Origin of the sequence: Citrobacter freundii complex sp. CFNIH4, assembly GCF_002934505.1 — a bacterium.
Classification (GTDB): domain Bacteria; phylum Pseudomonadota; class Gammaproteobacteria; order Enterobacterales; family Enterobacteriaceae; genus Citrobacter; species Citrobacter freundii.
In genome coordinates this window covers 2995283-3015813 of the sequence record NZ_CP026231.1, presented here as the reverse complement: position 1 = coordinate 3015813, position 20531 = coordinate 2995283, and the positions used below count along the sequence as shown (strand labels likewise).

Annotated in this window: 16 protein-coding genes; 7 read left to right on the top strand and 9 right to left on the bottom strand. The window is 54.3% G+C overall.

Annotated features, from left to right (window positions below):
- The first annotated feature begins 49 nt into the window (after window positions 1-49).
- Complete coding sequence (gene hcaR, locus C2U41_RS15465) at window positions 50-943, top strand: DNA-binding transcriptional regulator HcaR (protein WP_003037638.1); 894 nt, start codon at window positions 50-52, stop codon at window positions 941-943.
- A 3-nt stretch (window positions 944-946) separates the two neighbouring features.
- On the opposite strand, the gene C2U41_RS15460 is transcribed toward hcaR, so the two are convergent.
- Window positions 947-2140, bottom strand: coding sequence for an ROK family transcriptional regulator (locus tag C2U41_RS15460; protein WP_003847091.1), 1194 nt, complete (start codon window positions 2138-2140; stop codon window positions 947-949).
- A gap of 114 nt (window positions 2141-2254) precedes the next feature.
- Between C2U41_RS15460 and C2U41_RS15455 the strand changes: the two genes are divergently transcribed.
- The 4 genes from C2U41_RS15455 to C2U41_RS15440 all read left to right on the top strand — a co-directional run bounded on the left by C2U41_RS15455 (window position 2255) and on the right by C2U41_RS15440 (window position 9113).
- On the top strand, window positions 2255-5521 hold the full coding sequence (locus tag C2U41_RS15455; protein WP_103848597.1) for a DUF5107 domain-containing protein: 3267 nt from the start codon (window positions 2255-2257) through the stop codon (window positions 5519-5521).
- Window positions 5522-5594: 73 nt separating this feature from the next.
- Window positions 5595-7034, top strand: coding sequence for a sugar porter family MFS transporter (locus C2U41_RS15450; protein ID WP_003838420.1), 1440 nt, complete (start codon window positions 5595-5597; stop codon window positions 7032-7034).
- Window positions 7034-7876 carry an aldose 1-epimerase gene (locus C2U41_RS15445; RefSeq protein WP_103848596.1) on the top strand — a complete coding sequence of 281 codons (843 nt, stop codon included), beginning with the start codon at window positions 7034-7036 and terminating at the stop codon, window positions 7874-7876. Before C2U41_RS15450 ends, C2U41_RS15445 begins: the two co-directional genes overlap by 1 nt.
- An 88-nt stretch (window positions 7877-7964) precedes the next feature.
- On the top strand, window positions 7965-9113 hold the full coding sequence (locus tag C2U41_RS15440; protein WP_003037650.1) for a 3-phenylpropionate MFS transporter: 1149 nt from the start codon (window positions 7965-7967) through the stop codon (window positions 9111-9113).
- Here the strand turns inward: C2U41_RS15440 and csiE are convergent.
- From csiE to C2U41_RS15405, 7 genes are all read right to left on the bottom strand, one after another.
- A complete protein-coding gene (gene csiE / locus C2U41_RS15435; RefSeq protein ID WP_003037652.1) occupies window positions 9108-10385 on the bottom strand; it encodes a stationary phase inducible protein CsiE in 1278 nt (425 codons plus the stop codon). The two genes, C2U41_RS15440 and csiE, sit on opposite strands and share 6 nt — an antisense overlap.
- A gap of 323 nt (window positions 10386-10708) precedes the next feature.
- Window positions 10709-11308: a KpsF/GutQ family sugar-phosphate isomerase gene (locus C2U41_RS15430; protein ID WP_103848595.1), complete on the bottom strand. Its 600-nt coding sequence runs from the start codon at window positions 11306-11308 to the stop codon at window positions 10709-10711.
- The gene (locus C2U41_RS15425) at window positions 11305-12942 is read right to left on the bottom strand and encodes an FGGY-family carbohydrate kinase (protein ID WP_003838426.1); all 1638 of its coding nucleotides are present in this window, start codon (window positions 12940-12942) and stop codon (window positions 11305-11307) included. The genes C2U41_RS15430 and C2U41_RS15425 overlap by 4 nt, the downstream gene beginning before the upstream one ends.
- A gap of 17 nt (window positions 12943-12959) precedes the next feature.
- Window positions 12960-13913 (bottom strand): ABC transporter permease, encoded by a 954-nt coding sequence (locus C2U41_RS15420; RefSeq protein ID WP_003037658.1) that lies wholly within the window; start codon window positions 13911-13913, stop codon window positions 12960-12962.
- A gap of 1 nt (window position 13914) precedes the next feature.
- Entirely contained in the window at window positions 13915-14904 is a 990-nt protein-coding gene (locus C2U41_RS15415; protein ID WP_003037661.1) for an ABC transporter permease, read from the bottom strand.
- The gene (locus tag C2U41_RS15410; protein ID WP_032937901.1) at window positions 14897-16405 is read right to left on the bottom strand and encodes a sugar ABC transporter ATP-binding protein; all 1509 of its coding nucleotides are present in this window, start codon (window positions 16403-16405) and stop codon (window positions 14897-14899) included. Before C2U41_RS15410 ends, C2U41_RS15415 begins: the two co-directional genes overlap by 8 nt.
- A gap of 103 nt (window positions 16406-16508) precedes the next feature.
- Window positions 16509-17492: an autoinducer 2 ABC transporter substrate-binding protein gene (locus tag C2U41_RS15405; RefSeq protein ID WP_003037665.1), complete on the bottom strand. Its 984-nt coding sequence runs from the start codon at window positions 17490-17492 to the stop codon at window positions 16509-16511.
- A 420-nt stretch (window positions 17493-17912) separates the two neighbouring features.
- On the opposite strand from C2U41_RS15405, the gene C2U41_RS15400 reads away from it, so the two are divergent.
- Window positions 17913-18551, top strand: coding sequence for a DUF1007 family protein (locus C2U41_RS15400; RefSeq protein ID WP_103848594.1), 639 nt, complete (start codon window positions 17913-17915; stop codon window positions 18549-18551).
- Complete coding sequence (locus C2U41_RS15395) at window positions 18542-19522, top strand: nickel/cobalt transporter (protein WP_103848593.1); 981 nt, start codon at window positions 18542-18544, stop codon at window positions 19520-19522. The genes C2U41_RS15400 and C2U41_RS15395 overlap by 10 nt, the downstream gene beginning before the upstream one ends.
- A 22-nt stretch (window positions 19523-19544) precedes the next feature.
- Here the strand turns inward: C2U41_RS15395 and C2U41_RS15390 are convergent, their stop codons facing one another.
- Window positions 19545-20420, bottom strand: coding sequence for an alpha/beta hydrolase (locus tag C2U41_RS15390; RefSeq protein WP_032937895.1), 876 nt, complete (start codon window positions 20418-20420; stop codon window positions 19545-19547).
- Between the last annotated feature and the right edge of the window lie 111 nt (window positions 20421-20531).

Below are 20531 nucleotides of genomic sequence, written 5' to 3'. Positions count from 1 at the left end.
AGTAAATTTCTACCAGTTGAGACATTTTTTCGATAACAAGGAGCAGGGCATGGAACTGAGGCACTTACGCTATTTCGTAGCAGTGGCGCAGGCGCTGAATTTCACCCGAGCGGCAGAAAAGCTGCATACCTCTCAGCCGTCGTTAAGCAGCCAGATCCGCGATCTTGAAACCTGCGTGGGCGTTCCGTTGCTGGTGCGGGATAAACGAAAAGTTGCGCTGACGGCGGCCGGTGAGTGCTTTTTACAAGATGCGCTGGCGATCCTCGAACAGGCGGAAAACGCCAAAGTTCGTGCCCGTAGAACGGTGCAGGAAGATAATCATTTCTCCATTGGCTTTGTCCCTTCCGCAGAGGTCAATCTGTTGCCGAAGGTGCTGCCTTTGTTTCGTTTAAAACAACCGGATACGCACATTGAACTGGTGAGTCTGATCACCACCGAGCAGGAAGAGAAGATCCTCAGCGGAGAGCTGGACGTTGGCTTAATGCGCCACCCGGTGTACAGCCCGGATCTCGATTATCTGGAGCTGATTCATGAGCCGTTGGTAGTTGTGTTACCGGTGAATCATCCGTTAGCTGATGAGCAGGCAATCTCCGCAGAACAACTACACGGCGTGAATTTTGTCAGCACCGATCCGGCCTATTCCGGCGCGTTAGCGATGATTGTCAAAAACTGGTTTCAGCAGCAAAAAAGCCAGCCTAACATTGTGCAAGTGGCAACCAACATTCTGGTGACCATGAACCTGGTCGGCATGGGGTTGGGGGTGACTTTGATACCCGGTTATATGAATAATTTTAATACCGGACAGGTGGTTTTTCGGCCAATTATTGGTGATGTCCCAACCATCGCGTTGCTGATGGCGTGGAAAAAAGGATCTCTCAAACCGGCACTGACCGATTTTATCGCCACGGTACATGAACGTTTGGCCGTGAGTCTGACGGTGTAATGGTTACAACTCGCTGAGCTGTGACTCGACATACAGATAGCCAATTCCCATGAGTTGCTGGGCACGATTGAGCTGACCGAAGCTTATCTGAGTCGCTCTGGCGCGCGGGTTATCACCGTGATCAAACGGGTTAAACCCAGTTTGCTGCACCAAGGTATTGAGCCAGCTATCGCCAAAAGCACAGCTACGACCGTACAACCATATCTGATTAATATTCAGTATATTCAGAAAGTTATATAAACTAAGCCCAATGGCGTTGGCTGCATGCTCGGCCCAGGCCTGAATACGAACATCACCGTTCTGCCAGGCAGTAATAAGCTGGTCGGTGGTGAGCGTTTCCGGATCGTAAAGGGACGTCGGCTGCGATTTCATCCACACGCGGGCCTGTTTTTTCAACGCGCTCAATGACGCCACCGTTTCCAGACAGCCATAGCGACCGCAGTCACAGGCAATTCCATCGGGATGAACGATGGTGTGTCCAATCTGGCCGCTGCCATACAGACTACCGCGCCAGATATTGTCGTTAATCACAAACGATGAGCCGATACCGTAATCAACGTTAATCACGCAAAAATCACCGTTAGCCGCTGGGTTTTGCCATTTTTCGGCCAGCGCCAGCATCACGCAGTCATTGTCCAGGCGGACCTGTACGCCGAGCATCTCTTCCAGCAGATATTTTATTTCCACCGGTGTTTTCCACGGGGCCTGGGGCATGGTTTTTGATGCGCCGGTGATCGGATCAACCTGGCCGTGAACGCCGAGCGCCAGATTAATCGTGACCTCGGGAAATTGTCGACGGTATTCCCGCCAGTGTGCAGCCAGGGCTGACAGCAGCGCTTTGGGGGTTTCCGGCTTAATGACTTCATGACGCCAGTCGCCGATGGCAACCAGCCGTGCGTCCGCCAGTTGGCTGGTGATACTGGTAGGGGTGACGTTGATACATAGCGTCCATGCGCCTTTTTCTGGCAAATGATAGCTGCCGCTGCTCAAACCGCGCTGGCTTAAGGTTTTTCGCGAATGACTGATTCTCCCCTCATCCATCAGCTCTTCGAGGATATTGCTGACCGCCGGGATCGACAGGCTGGTGAGCTGCGCCAGCTGTGACTTGCTGAGCTGCTTTTCCCGCCACAGGTGCGACAAAAAGATCTGCTTATTCGCCTGACGAACCCTGGCGTTGTTGAACCCCGAACGCTGCATTCACTTAACTCCCTTAACTATATTGCGTGAGCATTGCGCATTTTAGCGCCACTTAACTGCCGCAGAATAGCATCAAGTTGAATTTTTACTTTTGCTTATTGAGTGGAGAGCGGCATGTACGGTTCAGTTAAAGTCTGGCAAGAAACGATCACCCTCCCAACGTGGACGGCGGGTGAAGAAGATGCCAACCCAATGTTTCTGGAAAAGCGGGTTTACCAGGGATCTTCTGGCGCGGTGTATCCGTATGGCGTGATTGATACGCTGACCGGCAAACGTGAAATGCGCGACTATCAGGCGGTGTGGATGGAGAATGACTTCATTCGCGTCATGCTGTTGCCGGAGTTAGGCGGGCGTATTCATCGAGCGTATGACAAAGTACAGCAACGCGATTTTGTCTACTACAACGAAGTGGTGAAGCCCGCTCTGGTTGGTTTGCTTGGGCCGTGGATCTCTGGTGGCATTGAATTTAACTGGCCGCAGCATCATCGCCCAACCACTTTTATGCCAGTCGATTTTACGCAGCAGCAGGGTGAGCATGGCGAATATACCGTATGGATGGGTGAGGTAGAACCTATGCGCGGTTTACAGGTGATGACCGGATTTACGCTGTATCCGGATCGCGCCCTGATCGAGATAACCGGGAAGGTGTTTAACGGTAACGCTACGCCGCGCCATTTTTTATGGTGGGCGAATCCAGCGGTGAAGGGCGGCGACGATCACCAGAGCGTGTTTCCGCCGGATGTGACCGCAGTATTTGACCACGGTAAGCGTGATGTTTCTGCGTTTCCTATCGCCACCGGCACATACTATAAAGTGGACTACTCGGCTGGCGTGGATATCTCGCGCTACAAAAACGTGCCGGTACCGACCTCCTACATGGCTGAAAAATCAGATTATGATTTTGTTGGCGCATGGCATCACGGTGAGCGAGGCGGGCTGCTACATGTGGCTGACCACCACGTTTCGCCAGGGAAAAAACAGTGGACCTGGGGCTATGGCGACTTTGGCGTTGCCTGGGATCGTAACCTTACCGATGACAACGGTCCTTATATTGAACTGATGACCGGGGTCTTTACCGACAACCAGCCGGATTTCACCTGGCTTGCGCCGTACGAAGAGAAAGTCTTCGTACAAAACTTCCTGCCCTACAGCGAACTGGGCATGGTGCAAAACGCCAGTACGCAGTTGGCGCTTCGTCTGGTACGTGAGAGTAACCAGCTTTCTGTGGGCATTTATGCGATTGCGCCGCTGCACGACGTGCAGATTACCCTTTCTGCCGATGGACAACCGTTCTATGAGCATACGCTGACCCTGGAGCCCGGACAAAGCTGGCTGGCTGATGTGTCTGACGATAATCATGCGCGGGTAACGATGACTGTCACTGGCGCCGATGGCACTACGCTTTTGCAGTACGAAGAGCACATCGCGCAAGAGTTACCACTGCCATCGGCGGCCGTCGCGCCAGCGCTGCCAGAAGCGCTTTCTAATACCGATGAACTCTATTTTATTGGTCAGCATCTGGAGCAGTACAACCATGCCAGCCGCTATGCCGAAGATTATTATCGCCGCGCGCTGGACGTTGATCCGCTGGACTACCGCAATAATGTGGCCCTGGGGACGCTGGCGCTAAACCGCGCGGACTGGGCGCTGGCGGCAAAATGTGCCGGCAAGGCGCTGGAGCGGGCGCATAAGCTCAATAAAAATCCGCGTGATGGCGAGGCGAGTATGCTGCTGGCCGCCGCACAGGAACGTCAGGGCGATGATGACAGCGCGTGGGATAATTATTATAAGGCCAGCTGGAGCGGCAACTGCCGGGATGCGGCTTTCTGGTCGTTAGCGCGTCTGGCGATGAAGCGTCAGGACTACGCTGGCGCATTGGAAAAGGTGGAGCAGAGCCTGCGCTTTAACGGCAGTAATAACCTGGCGATGGGATTGAAAGCGCTGGCGCTGGCAAAGCTTGATCGCAATGCGCAAGCGCTGGACTACATTCGCCAACAGCTGGTGGATTATCCGCTGAGCTATACCCTGCACTATGCGCGCTGGGCTATCTGCCAGGACGAGGCGACAGCGCTTGCGCTGATCTCGATTACCGGGCGTCGCGGGACCAACGCGTGTGAACTGGCAGGCTGGCTGACCTCTTTGGGGCAAAAGGATGCTGCCCGTGGCGTGCTGGAACTGCTCGACAGCCAGGAAACGCTGCCGATGCTGTGGCGCGCCTCGCTGAGCGATAATCCACAACCCTTCATTGAACGTGCTCGTGAGTGTCTGCAAAACCGCGTGCGTTTCCCCAATACGCTGGATGAAGTGCAGATGCTGCAAACTCTTGAGCAAAGCGCTTTTGCCCGCTTTTTACTCGGCTGTTTCTGGTACAGCAAACGGCGTTATGCCGAGGCGGTTTCCTGCTGGCAGTTCACGCTTGCGCAGGAAGCGGATTTCGCTCCGGCGCATCGTTTACTGGGGATTTACGCCTGGAACAAACTGCACGATGCGCAGCAGGCGAAACAGTATCTGTCGCAAGCCGTGGCGCTGGAGCCGCAAAATGCCCGCTTCCTGTTTGAACTCGACTATCTCAACAAGCTGATGGCACAACCGGCTGAACAGCGTCTGCAGCGGCTGGAAGCCAGCAAAGAGATTGTCTTCCAGCGTGATGATCTGACGGTGGAACTGCTCAGCTTGTGGAATGGGTTGGGGCGCTATGACGATGCCGCCGCAGTATTACGTGAGCGGGTGTTCCATCCGTGGGAAGGCGGTGAAGGTAAAGCCACCGGGCAATATCTGCTTAATCAATTACATCGCGCGCTGGCTGCCGTGCAGTCCGGCGACCCGCAAACTGCTATTACGCAACTGCAACAGGCGCTGCACTATCCGCAAAACCTCGGGGAAGGCCGTTTGCCAGGGCAAACGGATAACGACATCTGGTATTTGCTGGGGTATTGCGCGCAGCTGCAAGGCCATTTCGAAGAATCTCAGCGCTACTTCTCCCGTGCGACGCGCGGCGGAAGCTCACTGGATGCCGGACGTTACTACAACGACCAGCCAGTGGACTATCTCTTCTGGCAGGGTATGGCGCAGAGAAAACTTGGCGATGATGCAGAGGCGGACGCTCTGTTCAATAGCTTCCTGCAATGGGTTGAGTCGCATCACGACAACGTGCCGGATGTCGATTTCTTTGCCGTATCGCTACCCGACCTGGTGGTGCTGGATACCTCAGCAGAAGCAAAACACCAGCAACACTGCCTGTTTATCAATGCGCTCGGGCATCTGGGGCTAGGAAATAGCGCCGCCTGTCAGCGTGAACTTGATGAACTCCTGCAACTCAATCCGGCACATGACAAGGCATTACTGCTGCGTCACGCCATTAACGTAAGGCTTTTCCAGTAATACCCTAAACGGGTGGGGGATAACCTCACCCGAAACCTACTGTACCCTGCGTTTCCCTGAAAGAGGAATCATAATGAATAACGCGCAGACACATTTAAAGATTGGTTATGTCTGGACTATCTGCCTGGTTGCGGCCTGCGGAGGTTTACTGTTTGGCTATGACTGGGTGGTGATCGGCGGGGCAAAACCCTTCTATGAAGCATATTTCTCGATTACCGATCCGGCGCAATCCGGCTGGGCGATGAGTTCCGCGCTGGTTGGTTGTATCTTTGGCGCACTGATTTCCGGCTGGTGCGCCGATAAATTTGGCCGAAAAATGCCGCTGATTCTTTCAGCGATCCTCTTTAGCGCTTCTGCCTGGGGAACTGCCGTCGCCAGCAATTTCGACATGTTTATTGTCTATCGCATTGTGGGTGGCGTGGGGATTGGTCTGGCGTCTGCGCTAAGTCCGCTGTATATCGCCGAGGTCAGCCCCGCTGAAAAGCGTGGTCGCTTTGTTGCCGTTAACCAGCTCACCATCGTCATTGGCGTGCTGGCGGCGCAGCTTATCAACCTGATGATTGCCGAACCTGTTGCCACAGGCGCTACGCAGCAGGCAATTGTTGAAAGCTGGAACGGTCAGACAGGCTGGCGCTGGATGTTTGGTGCTGAATTAGTGCCTGCGGTAATTTTCCTGGTGCTGATGTTCTTTGTACCTGAATCGCCGCGCTGGCTGGTGAAAGCGGGCAAAGCCGATCGTGCGCGTGCCATGCTGCAGCGCATTGGTTCGGCGGAATATGCCGGGCAAACGCTGAAAGAGATTGAACATACGCTGCAAAAAGATAATCACAAGGTCGCGTGGTCAACGCTGTTACAACCGCAGATCAAACCGATCGTGATTATTGGCATGGTGCTGGCAGTGTTCCAGCAGTGGTGTGGGATCAACGTTATTTTCAACTATGCGCAGGAGATCTTCGCCTCTGCCGGATTCGACATCAACGGTACGTTAAAATCGATCGTGGCGACAGGGATCATCAATCTGGTCTTTACCCTTGCCGCTCTGCCGTTAGTGGACAAAATTGGCCGTCGTAAACTGATGCTGTTCGGCGCGTCAGGATTGACGGTTATCTACGTACTGATTGCCGGGGCGTACGGGTTGGGCATTATGGGCTGGCCGGTTCTGGTTCTGGTGCTGGCGGCAATCGCGATTTATGCTCTGACGCTGGCGCCGGTGACCTGGGTGCTGCTATCAGAAATTTTTCCCAACCGCGTGCGCGGGCTGGCAATGTCGCTGGGGACGCTGGCGCTGTGGATTGCTTGTTTCCTGCTGACCTATACCTTCCCGCTGCTCAATGCGAGTCTGGGCGCGTCGGGAAGCTTCCTGCTGTACGGTGTGATTTGCGCGATGGGCTTCATCTATGTTCTGCGTAATGTACCGGAAACCAAAGGCGTGACGCTGGAAGCGCTGGAAGAACAGCTGGCGGCGCAGCATACAAAAGTTGGTGCATCAACCCAACCGCGAAGCGCCCGCTAATGGATGGTCTGCTGACGCTACAAAACGCACATCTGCGGATGTGCGTCGATCCGCAGGGCGGTTCTCTATTAAGCCTGGTTTCGTTACAACATCAACAGGCCATTTTACGCGAAGGTCATGGTCAGCAGCCTGGTGATTGCGGCCTGTTCCCGATGCTGCCGGTCGCGAATCGGGTGGCGGGAAATCGTTTTATGCTGCGCGGTGAAGATGTGGTTTTACCTCAGCATCGCGCAGACGACACTTTCTTCCTGCACGGTGACGGCTGGCTGCAACGCTGGCAGATTATTACCGCTACCCAAAGCGGCTGTTTGCTGCAGTTGCGCAGTTGGCACCCCTGCGGCTACGACTATACGGCGCGGCTTTGTTATCAACTGGAAACCTCAAGCCTGCACGCCTCGTTGACGCTCACTCATTGCGGTGAACAGCCAATGATCTATGGCTGCGGGTTCCATCCGTTTTTCGCCTTTGATAAGCGCAGCACGGCGCAGTTCACCGCCGGCGGTTACTGGCCGGAGGGGGAACAGCATCTGCCGCTGGAATGGCAACGCGATATCCCTTCAGCGGCGGATTTCATGCATGCGCAATACGGTGAGGATAGCTGGCTGAATGTCGGATATTCTGGCTGGAGCGGGCGGGCCGTTATTCAGCGAGATGTGATGAAAGTCACGATTTTAGCGCAAACTCCGTGGTTGATGCTGTTCAGAATGTCGGGTGAGGAGTTCCTGTGCCTGGAGCCGCAAACGCATCCGGTGAATGCCCACAACATGCAGGGGCAGCCGGGATTGCAGGTTTTAGCGCAGGGAGAACGCTGCCATTTTGCGATGCAAATTAGCGTCGAATAGGGCAAAAATCATGTTATCTGCCTGTTAATGCTCTCTTGCGCCAGCCTGCGTTTGTCGCCAGACTATCGCCTCCAAACGGGAGGGATTCATGGCTTTGCATTCCACGCGCTGGCTGGCGCTCGGTTATTTCACCTACTTCTTTAGCTACGGTATCTTTCTGCCTTTCTGGAGCGTCTGGCTCGAAGGGTTAGGGCTGACGCCGGAAACCATCGGCTTACTGCTGGGCGCGGGGCTGATTGCCCGTTTTCTCGGTAGCTTGCTGATTGCACCGCGTGTGAGCGATCCCTCTCGGCTGATCTCAGCGTTACGTATTCTGGCCTTGTTGACGTTGGTGTTTGCGCTGGCCTTCTGGGCGGGGACTAACGTGGCGTGGCTGATGGTGGTGATGGTCGGCTTTAACCTGTTTTTCTCGCCGCTGGTGCCGCTGACCGACGCACTGGCCAACACCTGGCAAAAACAGATAACCATGGATTACGGTCGGGTGCGACTGTGGGGATCCGTGGCCTTTGTGATCGGCTCTGCGTTGACCGGCAAACTGGTGAGCCTGTTCGACTATCGGGTGATCCTGGTCCTGTTATCGCTTGGCGCCGCCTCAATGCTGCTGGGCATGATGATTCGCCCGAGCGTGCAACCAGCGGGTGAAAACCGTCAGCAGGAGAGCGCAGGATGGCCCGCCTGGCGCGCGCTAATAACCCAAAGCTGGCGTTTTCTGGCCTGCGTGAGTCTGCTGCAGGGCGCACATGCAGCTTATTACGGTTTCAGCGCCATTTACTGGCAGTCTGCCGGGTATTCCGCTTCGGCGGTGGGCTATTTATGGTCATTAGGCGTGGTGGCGGAAGTGATTATTTTTGCGCTCAGCCACAAGCTGTTCCGCCGCTTTAGCGCTCGCGATCTTCTGCTGCTTTCCGCCGTTTGCGGCGTGGCGCGTTGGGGGCTGATGGGCTGGAGCACAGAGCTGCCATGGCTGATTGTGGTGCAAATCCTGCATTGCGGAACGTTTACCGTCTGCCACCTGGCGGCGATGCGTTACATTGCTGCGCGACAGGGCAGTGAAGTGATTCGTCTGCAGGCGGTATATTCTGCGGTGGCGATGGGCGGCAGTATCGCCATCATGACCGTTTTCGCCGGCTATCTGTACCAGAACCTGGGCAGCGGCGTATTCTGGGTGATGGCGCTGGTGGCGCTACCAGCTATCGTTCTGCGCCCGAAAGTCGTGGCGCAGCCTGCGACGTTATGATTCAAGGATTTTGCGGATTTGCTGCTGCTGGTGAGACGTAAGCGCCAGATCCGCATGAATCAGCGGGGGAGAAAACAGCGGTAGCGGCGTGGTGTACGGTGTAATAATCAGCGTTACGCCACGCGGCGCTCCCTCTTTTTGAAAGTCCTGCATCGGCATGTGTTTTACGTTGAGCGGCAGCAGCGTCAGTTCGCGCAGCTGTTGTTCTATATGCGCTTCAAGTTGTTCGTTACTACCGGTCAGCAGGATAATCTGCTTTTCGTGCAAATCCTTCTCCTGCATCAGCCAGGCGCCGAAAATAACGGCGACCAGGCCGATCTCTTCTTCTGAAAACTGGACATCGTATTCCGCTTCAAAGCCGTGAATCGCCTCGCGGGTAGTTCGAACCAGCCGGGGATAAAGTCGGCTGAACTCCTCCGGTAGCGTGTTATCAATGCCGATGGCAAATACGCTGCGGTTTAGTGCCTGGGCCAGGTGGATATACAACTGGTCATTCAGCCCTTGCTCGTCGCTGAAGCGCACGTTGCCATACTCGCGAAAACGCAACACCAGCCGCGCAATAGCAAGGCGCAAGCGGCGATCCTGCTGGTGATTATCGCGGATCGGGTCGGGGATGCGGATCATTGAGAATAACAACGCCATAAACAGCGATTCGCCCAGCGGCGCACTTTGCATGACGTGGCGCTGCCAGTGGCGGCCAATTTCCTCGGCGAGCGGATACTCCGCGCAGGATTGCGCCCACCGTTGCTGGAGTGGATTAAACTCCGGGGTGATCCCCGCGTGGTGCTGTAGCAGACAATATTGTAAATACAAGCGCAGGAACTGGATGTCACGACACTCAAACGGCTTCTGTAAGCGCCGGGAGCACAGATTGATGAGCGCATGCAGATTGGTGTCGTCATACAGAGTACGTGCGATACCTTGTTGTTTAAGAGCAATTTTTAAAGTGGGCGTGAAATGCTGAGCGATAAAAGTAGGGCAAATCCGCAGGCCACGGCGCAGCCACTGCAACAGACACAGACGCTGATTTAGCGGGGTTCCTTCGATCGCATAGCCACCATTCTGCGCGGTGGCTATCGTGAGCCGGTGATAGCGCTGGATTTCGAGCCCTGCGCCAATAATATCTTCCTGAACCGTGGCATCATCGACACCGTTGAGGCTGCTGAAGGTTTGTGTAGTCGCGATTTGCCCCGGCAGGAAAAGCGTCAGCAGAACCTGGCAACGGCGCTGGGGAGCGGAAAGTACAGATGGCGGAGCAAGCGTTGACATCATCTGTAGGGTCTCCCGTAAGTATGTTTGATAAGAATAGCTAAAGTTTGCTCATAGATTTGAGGAATGGAATACTTTCCACCAGGAATGCTGGAGAGCGTCACAGAATTTTTAACGTGCGGAACAGATAGCGGGAGTGGAACGCAGCGCGTTAATCCGTTTTTTCACTGTTTTATCTTTTTGTTGAGATATAAAAAATGCCAGAGGTGGTAATGCCGGAGGAGGGAGGTATGAACATGCTCTCTCAGAGAAGTGAAAAACCTAAAGTGAACGTAGCAATACGACGGAGGCAACAGATTCATTACCTCCGTAACAGCTGTCTGGCGTTACTTCTCACGACTCAGCGTTAATCCCACATCGCCGCCCGGATGTACCGCCAGCAGCGTTTCCTTTGAGTAGCCGCTCTCGCTCATCAGACAGGCGCAGGCGGCGTCAAAGATAGCCAGCACCAGTAAAATAGAGGTGGTAGCCAACATGTTCAGCGGGTCGGCCTCTTGCTGAACGCCAGTGGAAATCACTAGCTTCGATGCTTTAGCGATGGCCGAATCCGCGTTTTCAGTCACGCTCAGGATGGGCACATTCCTCGCAGCCAGCCCGGGCAGCAGCCGGGTGAGCTCGTCCGAATTACCCCCGCGCGACAGCATAATCACCAGGTCGTCGGCGCGTAAAAAACCGAGATCGCCATGCGCTGCATCCGTCGCGTTGAGGTAAATCGCCGGACGTTCCACGCAGGCAAGCATATGTGCGACTTTACGTGCTGCAATGCCAGAGGTACCGACGCCGGTGACGACGATTTTGCCCTGACAACCGCGCAGCTCCGCCATCAGCGACTGCCAGACAGGTTCAGTCAGATGCTGCCCCAGCCCCGCCAGGGCATCGCTATAGAGCTGGAATACGCCGCTGGCCTGAGACCAGGAGTTACTCATGCGTCCTCCTGCATCAACTGGCGGTATTTCATATGATCCTGATACATCTCGTGGAATACCCGATATTTGCGATCGTAGTACTGCTTAATGCGATTAGTCTGCGGGGTAACCGTTTTACCAATCCGGCTCATCGCTGACATTGCTTCCGGGAAGGTATCGAACACGCCCGCGGCGATAGTTCCCATCATGGCGCCACCCAGCAGCATGGCTTCGCTCTCTTCAGGCAGCAGCATCGCACAGCCGGTGGCGTTGGCATGCTCCTGAACGAAGATCGGGTTTTTCGTCCCGCCGCCGCTGGCCATAATGGTATCGATGGTGTAGCCGCTTTGATTCATCGTTTCAATGATATGACGGGTTCCCAGCGCAATGGACTGGATGGTCGCGAGGTACTGTAAAGCCATATCTTCCGGCGTGCGCGACAGCTTCAGTCCGGTGATTGCGCCTGTGAGCGTTGGGTTGGCGCGAGGTGAACGGTTGCCGTGGAAATAGGGCAGGATGTGCATGTCACGGGTTAAAAATGCGATATCTTCCGGCTCACCGGCCATTTTACGCAGCAGCGCATTCAGCACTTCATAAATGGTCTGCCCTTGAGATTTCGCCTGGGTCAACAAGGTTTCGTAACAAGGATGCGACTGAATAACGTGGTCGATTAACGCCCCGGTTGCCGACTGTCCACCTTCGTTAAGCCAGTATTCTGGCAGCACTGCTGAGTAGTAAGGACCCCAAACGCCGCCGATAAAACGCGGCTCTTTGGAAATCGCCATGTGTCCGGTAGAGGTGCCGCCAATCAGCGCGACGCGGCGGTCAAAATCCGCCACCTCGCCAGAGACACCGCTCGCGCCGAGCGTGCCGAGCGTACCGGCGTGGGCATCGATGATCGAGACGCTGACAGCGGTCCCCGGAATCAGCCCCATTTCGCTGGCGGCGCGCGCAGAAAGGCCATGACCGAGCGGTTCGCCCATGGTTTTCACGTAGCGACCAATTTTGGCAGCATCATGTTCCAGCAAGTCTTCCAGCCCAATCTGGCGGAAATAGCTGTCATCCCATTTGTCTTCATGGCCCATATAGGTCCATTTACACACCGTCGAGCACAGTGAGCGCGTGTCATCGCCCGTTGCGCGCCAGGTCAGGAAATCGGGCAGGTCAAAGTAGTATCCCGCATTGGCCCAGGTGTTGGGCATATGTTGCTTCAACCACAGCAGTTTGGGCGTTTGCATTTCCGGGGAGATAATACCGCCAACGTAGTCCAGCACCCGATGATGCAGGGCGTTAATGCGCTCAGCCTGAGTAATGGCGCGGTGATCCATCCACACAATGATATTCTGTTCGCTGCGCCCGGACGGACTAATGGTCAGCGGTTTACCTTCTTTATCCAACACCACCAGTGAACAGGTCGCGTCAAAGCCCAGACCTTTCACCTGGATAGGGTTGATATCCGACTGGTTAATCGCATCGCGAACCGCGTTACACACCGCCTGCCAGATGTTATCGGAAGACTGCTCAACAAAATCGGCCTGCGGACGGTAAATCTCGATGGCCCGACTGGCCTGGCCGACCATTCTGCCGTTGAGATCAAACACGCCAGCACGGGCGCTTCCGGTTCCGACATCCACACCAATAAAGTAACTTGCCATTATTTTTTCTCCTGAAATCAGGCTTTACGATTCTGTAATGCGATAAAGAGGATCAGCACCGCGCCCCACAGCGCCATCGTCAGATAGCTGCTGACCCCCAGCAAGTTAAGGCCGCTTTCCAGCATTTGCAGCACAATCAGCGCCAGTACCAGGCCGATAATGCGTCCGAAGCCGCCATCCGGATTGATGCCACCGAGTACGGAGGCAAGGATGGTGACCAGCAGGTAGGACTCACCGTATCCGGCTTTTGCCGAGTTGAATTTCGCCATCATAAGAATGGCGGCGACCCAGCCGAGCAGGGCTGAAATCACGTACACGGAAATTTGTACCCGTACGGTATTCACACCACTGTAGCGGGTAGCCTGTTCATTGGAGCCGACGAGATAAAGACTGCGCCCCAGCGTGGTGTGCTCCAGCAGTACCCATAGCAGGATTGCCACCAGGAAAAAGAGCAACAGCGCCACCGGAATACCCGCAATCGTGGCGTTGCCAAGGTACTGAATGGCGGTCGGGAAACCCGAAATCACCGTCCCGTTGGAGAGCAGAATATTCAGCCCGGAGATAAGTGTCATCGTGCCGAGGGTAGCGAGAATCGGTGAGACGCCGACCCAGGCAATCAGCGCGCCGTTGAGCGTACCGATAGCCACCGCCACGGCTGCACCTGCCAGCAGCGCCAGCACCAGAAACAGCGGGTTATCCGGATGGGTAACGATAATCGCTGCCATTACCAGCGAGCAGGCGTTCGCCCCGGCAATAATTGACAGGTTAATGCCGCCGGTCAGCATGGTCATACCCATCCCGAGGGCCAGCATACCGAGGATCGGTAACTGTGAGCCTATCGACTGGAAGTTAGCGACGCTAAAAAAACGGCTGCCGAGCAGGGCTGAGAAAACCAGGGCGACGACCACAATAATGACGCATTGCAGACGAATGATGGCATCACCGGGTAAAAATCTGGCGATTGTTTTCATCTCAAAGCTCCCTTGCCAGTTTGCGTTTTTCGTTCCAGGCCGTGGCACTGATGCTGACCAGGATAATGGCGCCGCTGAATACGGTGTGCCAGTAAGAGGAGACGCTGAGTAGCGTCAGACCATTTTGTAAGAAGGCGAGCAAGACAACGCCGAGCAGGGTTCCGGTCAACGTACCGCGCCCGCCGCTCATGCTGGTTCCGCCGAGTACGACCGCCGCCAGCACCGTCAGCTCAAAGCCGAGCAGCGAATTGGGTGCAACTGACTGGGTGATTTGCGCCTGAACCACGGCGGCAACACCTGCCAGAATGCCCATATAGCCATAGACGTAGAAATGCAGCTTCAGCAGATTCAGCCCCAGGCGTGAGGCCGCGTCGCGGTTGCCGCCCATGGCGTAAACCTGACGGCCAAGACGGGTATAGTTCATCAGCACTGCGGTAAAGACGATCACCGCCGCCAGGCACAGCAGGGGCAGGGTCAGGCCGTAGTCGTAGCCATCTGCCGCGGTGAAGGAGAACCAGTTAATGCCGTTCATAAACCAGTCAGGGAAACCGTACAGCCAGGTACCTTTGGTGGCGTAAACCAGAAGACCGTAGTAGACGTTCAGCGTGGCGATGGTAATGATGATTGCCGGAACGCGCAGCCAGTAGACCAGGAAGCCATTAATCAGTCCAAGCAGCAGGCCCACCGCAATCGCAATGGTTAACGCCAGAGCGAAGTTGCCGCCGTGGCCGATCACCCAACTGGCCATCGCATACTGGGCAATCGCGGTCATCGCCGGAAATGAGATATCGATCCCACCGGAAATCAGCACCACAAACAACCCGCAGGCGAGAATGCCGAGAATCGCGTAGCTGGTGGCCACATCTGTTAGATTGCCGAGCGAGAGGAACTCATCGGTGCTGACACTTAGCCCAACCGCCAGCGCCACGACCAGCAGGCCCAGCCAGAATTCATGTTGCCCGATTAAACGGGACAGATGCATCTTATTCATTGATTACCTCGACCACTTCAGCAATCTCCTCTTCACGGCAGTGATGAGGATTAAATTCCGCCACCAGTCTGCCGCGACGCATCACCAGCACGCGGTGGCTGTTGTAATATGCTTCTGGAATTTCATCGCAAATCATCAGCACCGCCATACCTTGTTCCGCCAAATCGCGGGCTATCTGGTAAATGCCCTCTTTGTTGGCGATATCCACGCCGACGGTAGGCGAGTCGAGGATCAGGATGCGGGGATTGGTCGCCACCCATTTGGCAATGGCGATACGCTGGGCATTGCCGCCGGAAAGGGTTTTGACCGGCAGGTGCGGATCGGACACTTTGATATTCAGTTCGCGGATTAAATCGGCGACCAGCTTTTGCGCTTTACGATGATCGAGCAAGCCGCTACCGGTGTGCAGTTGATCAAACACCGTGACGATGGTGTTGTCGTAAATCGACTGCTCCATGATCAGCCCCTGCGTCAGGCGATCTTCTGAGACGTAACCGATCCCGTGCTTAATGGCGTCGTGGTTATTACGAAGCGTGACCGGCTGACCGTTAATACGCATCTCGCCGCTTTCCGGCTGGGTCATGCCGAACAAACTGAGGCAAAGTTCGGTACGCCCGGCGCCCAACAGGCCGACAATCGAGACAATCTCGCCGCCATGTAGCGACAGATTAATGTTCTGGTATTTGCCTCTGCGGCTGAGGTTGCGCAGCTCCAGCAGGGGTTCTCGATCGTCGAATGATTTCTCCGGCAGCGGGCTGTAGTGGAAGCGTTGTCCGGTCATCAGGAAAGCCAGCTCGTGACTGTCCAGTTCGCTGGCAGGATATGTGCCCACCAGTTTGCCGTCGCGCATGACGCTGATACGGTCTGCCACTTCCATCACTTCATCCAGACGATGGCTGACAAACACCACGCAAATGCTGGCTGCTTTCAGTTCGTTAACCACCTTCAGCAGGCCATTGACCTCCTGGCGGGTTAGCGAGGCGGTGGGCTCGTCCATAATCACCAGACGCGCATCTGCGGCAATTGCCCGGCAAATAGCGACCAGCTGTCGGTCGGCAATCGAGAGTTTTTCTACTTTTTTATCGGGATCGATATTCACCCCGATACGTTTCATGGCTGCCAGCGCCTGCTGTTTCATAGCACCACGACGCACCCAGATATCACCGCCCGGCAGATAGCGGTTGACCGCGATATTTTCTGCGACGCTAAAGTTGGGGAACAGCGACAGGTCCTGATAAATAACCTGAATGCCATAATGGGAAGAGAGCTGCGGCGTCAGGTGATGGAACAATTTTCCGTCGAGTAAAATCTGCGCGCCTTTTTCCGGGTGATAAACCCCGGAGATCACTTTAATAATGGTACTTTTACCACAGCCGTTTTGACCCGCCAGACAGTGAACTTCGCCTTTTCTCAGCGTCAGATTCACGTTATCCAGCGCCAGCACGCCCGGGAATTGTTTGCTGATATTCTCAAGAGTGATAAATGCGGTGGTGTCTGCCATGGACAATACCCCTGCGAGCGCCCTGACGGACGCTGAGTGTTAGTTTGGTTGATAGCGCCGACCAGACGGTCGGCGTTAAGGTTCCCTGGTGTTGGCTAAAGCCTTAGAAACCAAGTGATTGTGCGTTGTCTTTGGTGACTTCGAGGATCTTGTTAAAGCGGATCACTTTCTTCTCCGTGTCGATATCGGCTTTCCCTAAACCGTCGATACTCAGATCTGCATTGACTTCTTTGCCCTGCAACAGCTGATCGGCAACCGTTACCAGCGCATAGCCCGCATCTTTTGGATCCCACAGCAGCGCTTTTTTGATATCTCCACGCATCAGGTAAGGCGCAGCCTGCGCTGGCATGGCGATCCCGACAACGGCGATCTTATCTTTGGCGCGTTTTTTCTGCACAGCCTGACCCGCACCAATTGGACCCAGTGAGCCGAAGCCGATAATGCCCTTCATCTGCGGATAGGTTTTCATCAGATCCAGCGTTGTGGCGTAGGATTTATCAATGCTTTCCGCGACCGGCAGGCGTGAAGTGACCTCGAACATTTCCGGATATTTTTCTTTCTGGTACTTAATTGCATAATCCGCCCACGCGTTATGCAGTGGGACCGTCAGCGAACCAACATAGATTGCATACCCGCCTTTGCCGCCCATATTTTTCGCTAACTCATCGACGTTGGCTTGTGCGTATTTTTCACTATCGATGGTTTCGATATCCCACTGACCGATTTGCTCGTCCGGGGATTCGTGCGTCAGGACCACAATGCCTTTATCGCGCGCTTTTTTCAGTACTGGCTCAAGAACCTTGGCATCGTTCGGTACCACGATGATTGCGTTGACGTTTTTGGCGATCAGATCCTCAATCACTTTGACCTGCTGTGCCGGGTCCGGCGTAGATGGACCGGTCTGGTAAGCGTTCACATCCAGTTTTTTTGCTGCTTCGTTAACGCCGGTTTCCATGCGGTTAAACCAGGGAATACCGGTGACCTTTGCAACCACAGCAATTTCATATTTTTCCGCCGCAAAGGACGTGCCGGACAACATGCATGCAGAAACCAGGGTTGCACTGAGTAATGCGAGTTTGAATTTCATAGTTGTACCTTTCGTAGGGGGCAGGACATGTCACGGCGTGAAGTTAACAACGAATGGAAGAGGGAATGAATCATAAGTTTGGAGAATGTGATATACGCCCACTATTGTGAATTTATAGAAATAAAATGGTTAATAATTAGTTAAATTTGAATGATTTTGCATTCAAGTGTTCAAACTAAGTGTTAACTAAACATTAAAGTGAAACTTTTAATTAACATTTTATTATCATTTGACTTAGGCTTTGACGCCGAAAAGGTGTTTGGGTGGAATTTCCCGAAGAAGAAATTATCGAAATTGAGAACTGAATCGATACCGGAAAAGGGTGCTCATCTTTTTTTCGTTCAATGATATCCTCGGCACACTTGCGCCAAATACGGCATCATTATTTGTGGCGGTGTTGATTTTTATCGTGGAGAACTCATGCAAGGCGTTAAACGTATCTTTATGACGTTGTTTCTCGCTGTCCTGTCTTTTGGCGCAGGTGCGCATCCCCACAGCTTTATTCATCTGAAAACCGAAGTTGTGAGCGAAAATGATCGGTTCGTCGCGCTAAAAATGCGCTGGACGATGGATGAAATCACGTCGGCGGATCTGCTTTACGACGCGGGGGATGCTAAACCTGGTGATGAAATTTGGAAAAAACTGGCGGCGGAAGTGATGGCCAACGTTCTCGGGCAGCACTATTTCACCGAAGTGTGGCACGATGGGAAAAAGGTAAAGTTTAAAAACAGACCGACGGAATATGGCATGGCGCGTGAAGAACACCAGGCGGTGCTGACGTTCGTTCTGCCGCTGGCCGAAGCTCAACCACTGAGCGGTCAAAAATATACTATTTCAACCTTCGATCCGACCTACTACGTCGATATGAGCTATGACAAAGACAGCGACTCCCGACTTTCGCAGACCATAAGCCAGCAATGCCATATTTCAATGCATACGCCGACGCCGAATGAACACATGTTAAGTTTTGCGCAGTCGCTGGATAAAGAAGACGCACCGCCGGAGGATATGGAGTTGGGTAAACAGTTTGCACAGACGGTGACGCTGCAATGTCAGTAGTTTATCAACAACGCGCAGCCAGACGCCGTTGGCTCACGCTATGGCCGCTGGCGGTCTTTTTGTTGCTGGCGACAGGCGGGGGGCTGTGGTTGTGGCAAGCCTGGCCTCAGGTAATGATGCACAGTGTCGTCTGGCAGCGCGACGTTAACCAGCAGATGAGCGGGTTGCTGAAAGCGGTTGCCGCGAACCCCACACGTGCGGGCGGATCTCTGCTGTTGTTTAGCTTTATATATGGGGTATTGCACGCATTGGGGCCGGGGCACGGCAAAATCGTCATCACGACCTGGCTTGCGATGCATCCGTCGAAGCTCAAGTCGAGCATTGGGCTGACGCTGGCGTCTTCCCTATTGCAGGGGCTGGTGGCAATAGGACTGGTGGTTGTAGTGCTCACGGTGCTGCAACTGCCTGCCCGACAGCTGCATATGAGCAGTTTCTGGCTGGAGAAAGGAAGTTATGCGCTGGTTGGCATGTTGGGCGTTTTATTGTGTGTCCGTGCACTAAAGAAATTGCGCCAGCTGCTGATGCGCCCGAAATTCACCGCCTTTACGCCGCACCATGTGCATCACGAGGGCTGCGGCTGCGGGCATCAGCATTTGCCCAAGCCGGAACAACTGCAAAGCGGCGATGACTGGCGCGCCCGGTTGATGATTATTCTCTCTATGGGCATGCGTCCCTGCTCTGGCGCAATTATGGTGCTGCTGTTCAGTAAAGTGGTTGGCGTCTTTAGCTGGGGTATGGCGTCGGCGTTGGCGATGGCGGCAGGAACTTCTTTGACGATTACGTCACTGGCTTTGCTGGTACATAGCTTTCGCTCATTGGCGGTGAAAATTAGCGGGCATAAAGCGCCGGTGCTGTGGCGACAGATTGGCTGGACGACGCTGGCGTTAGCCGGTGGTGCGGTGCTTATTGTTGCTGCGGTAGTGATGTGGATGAGCGCGGTGCCGGTAGGGCGAGGGATAAGACCGTTTTAAATCCCCATCCGTAGCGTAATTGTTATTGCGTCACTGCTTTACGAATAAAATCTATCGCTGCGTCACGATAATCATCGCCGTGGCGGCCAGAGAACGCATCAATATGTTCTCCTTCGGGAATAATGATTAGCTGTTTGGGTTCACGCGCCTGGGAAAACAGTTTTTCACTCTGTTGCCATGGAATGACGTGATCTGCCGTACCGTGGATCAGCAGTAACGGGATCGGCGCAATGCTGCTGATATTACGATCTGCGCTATAGCGATCGTCGAGTAAAAATCCGCTCCCTGGGATCATGTGGTTGGCAATGGCAGAGTACGATGAAAACGTTGAATCGAGGATAATGGCTCGCACGCCCGCGCGATCGCCGTGTTGTTGATTTGCACAATCCATGCAATTGCCCACGGCGGCTAATACATTATTGCCCCCAAGACTTTGCCCCAGCAGCACCAGTCGCTCAGAGTCGACATCGGCGCGATGCCGCACATAGTCCATTGCGCTTTGCGTATCGTCCTGCAGGCCTTTTTGTGATGGCGTGCCCTCTGATTCGCCGAAGCTGCGGTAATCAAACATAAACACGTTAACGTTGCGTTCTGGCAACCAACTGACTAACGGCCAGTGCGCTGACATATTGCCGACGTTTCCATGGGCATGGACGACGGTGGCGATGGCGTTTTCTGCCGGCCCCGTAGCGGAAGGAATAAACCAGCCGTGTAAACGGGTACCGTCTTTGGCGGTAAAGAAAACGGATTCAGCAGTTGTGGGAGTTGGGCCGTATATTTCATTATCGGGATAATAAAAGGTATTGATCGCCACGCGGGGGAGTAAATAAATGCAGGCCAGGACGATAAACAACATAAAGAGATATTTGGCGCTGCGACGGATGCCCGGGATGGTCATGTGACTTCCTTGTTGCTTTCAGACAGTGGTAGTTCTGCCATTGGGTACAAAGAAATATCGTGTTAAAGCGTGAGGGGAAAGTAAAGCAAGAGGACGTTATTTAGGAAAAAC

Coding starts and splice junctions, on each gene's coding strand:
- hcaR (WP_003037638.1), top strand. CDS start 50: ATGGAACTGAGGCACTTACGCTATTTCGTAGCAGTGGCGCAGGCGCTG.
- C2U41_RS15450 (WP_003838420.1), top strand. CDS start 5,595: ATGAATAACGCGCAGACACATTTAAAGATTGGTTATGTCTGGACTATC.
- C2U41_RS15445 (WP_103848596.1), top strand. CDS start 7,034: ATGGATGGTCTGCTGACGCTACAAAACGCACATCTGCGGATGTGCGTC.
- C2U41_RS15405 (WP_003037665.1), bottom strand. CDS start 17,492: ATGAAATTCAAACTCGCATTACTCAGTGCAACCCTGGTTTCTGCATGC.
- C2U41_RS15390 (WP_032937895.1), bottom strand. CDS start 20,420: ATGACCATCCCGGGCATCCGTCGCAGCGCCAAATATCTCTTTATGTTG.
- C2U41_RS15410 (WP_032937901.1), bottom strand. CDS start 16,405: ATGGCAGACACCACCGCATTTATCACTCTTGAGAATATCAGCAAACAA.
- C2U41_RS15420 (WP_003037658.1), bottom strand. CDS start 13,913: ATGAAAACAATCGCCAGATTTTTACCCGGTGATGCCATCATTCGTCTG.
- C2U41_RS15425 (WP_003838426.1), bottom strand. CDS start 12,942: ATGGCAAGTTACTTTATTGGTGTGGATGTCGGAACCGGAAGCGCCCGT.
- C2U41_RS15430 (WP_103848595.1), bottom strand. CDS start 11,308: ATGAGTAACTCCTGGTCTCAGGCCAGCGGCGTATTCCAGCTCTATAGC.
- csiE (WP_003037652.1), bottom strand. CDS start 10,385: ATGATGTCAACGCTTGCTCCGCCATCTGTACTTTCCGCTCCCCAGCGC.
- C2U41_RS15460 (WP_003847091.1), bottom strand. CDS start 2,140: ATGCAGCGTTCGGGGTTCAACAACGCCAGGGTTCGTCAGGCGAATAAG.
- C2U41_RS15395 (WP_103848593.1), top strand. CDS start 18,542: ATGTCAGTAGTTTATCAACAACGCGCAGCCAGACGCCGTTGGCTCACG.
- C2U41_RS15415 (WP_003037661.1), bottom strand. CDS start 14,904: ATGAATAAGATGCATCTGTCCCGTTTAATCGGGCAACATGAATTCTGG.
- C2U41_RS15400 (WP_103848594.1), top strand. CDS start 17,913: ATGCAAGGCGTTAAACGTATCTTTATGACGTTGTTTCTCGCTGTCCTG.
- C2U41_RS15440 (WP_003037650.1), top strand. CDS start 7,965: ATGGCTTTGCATTCCACGCGCTGGCTGGCGCTCGGTTATTTCACCTAC.
- C2U41_RS15455 (WP_103848597.1), top strand. CDS start 2,255: ATGTACGGTTCAGTTAAAGTCTGGCAAGAAACGATCACCCTCCCAACG.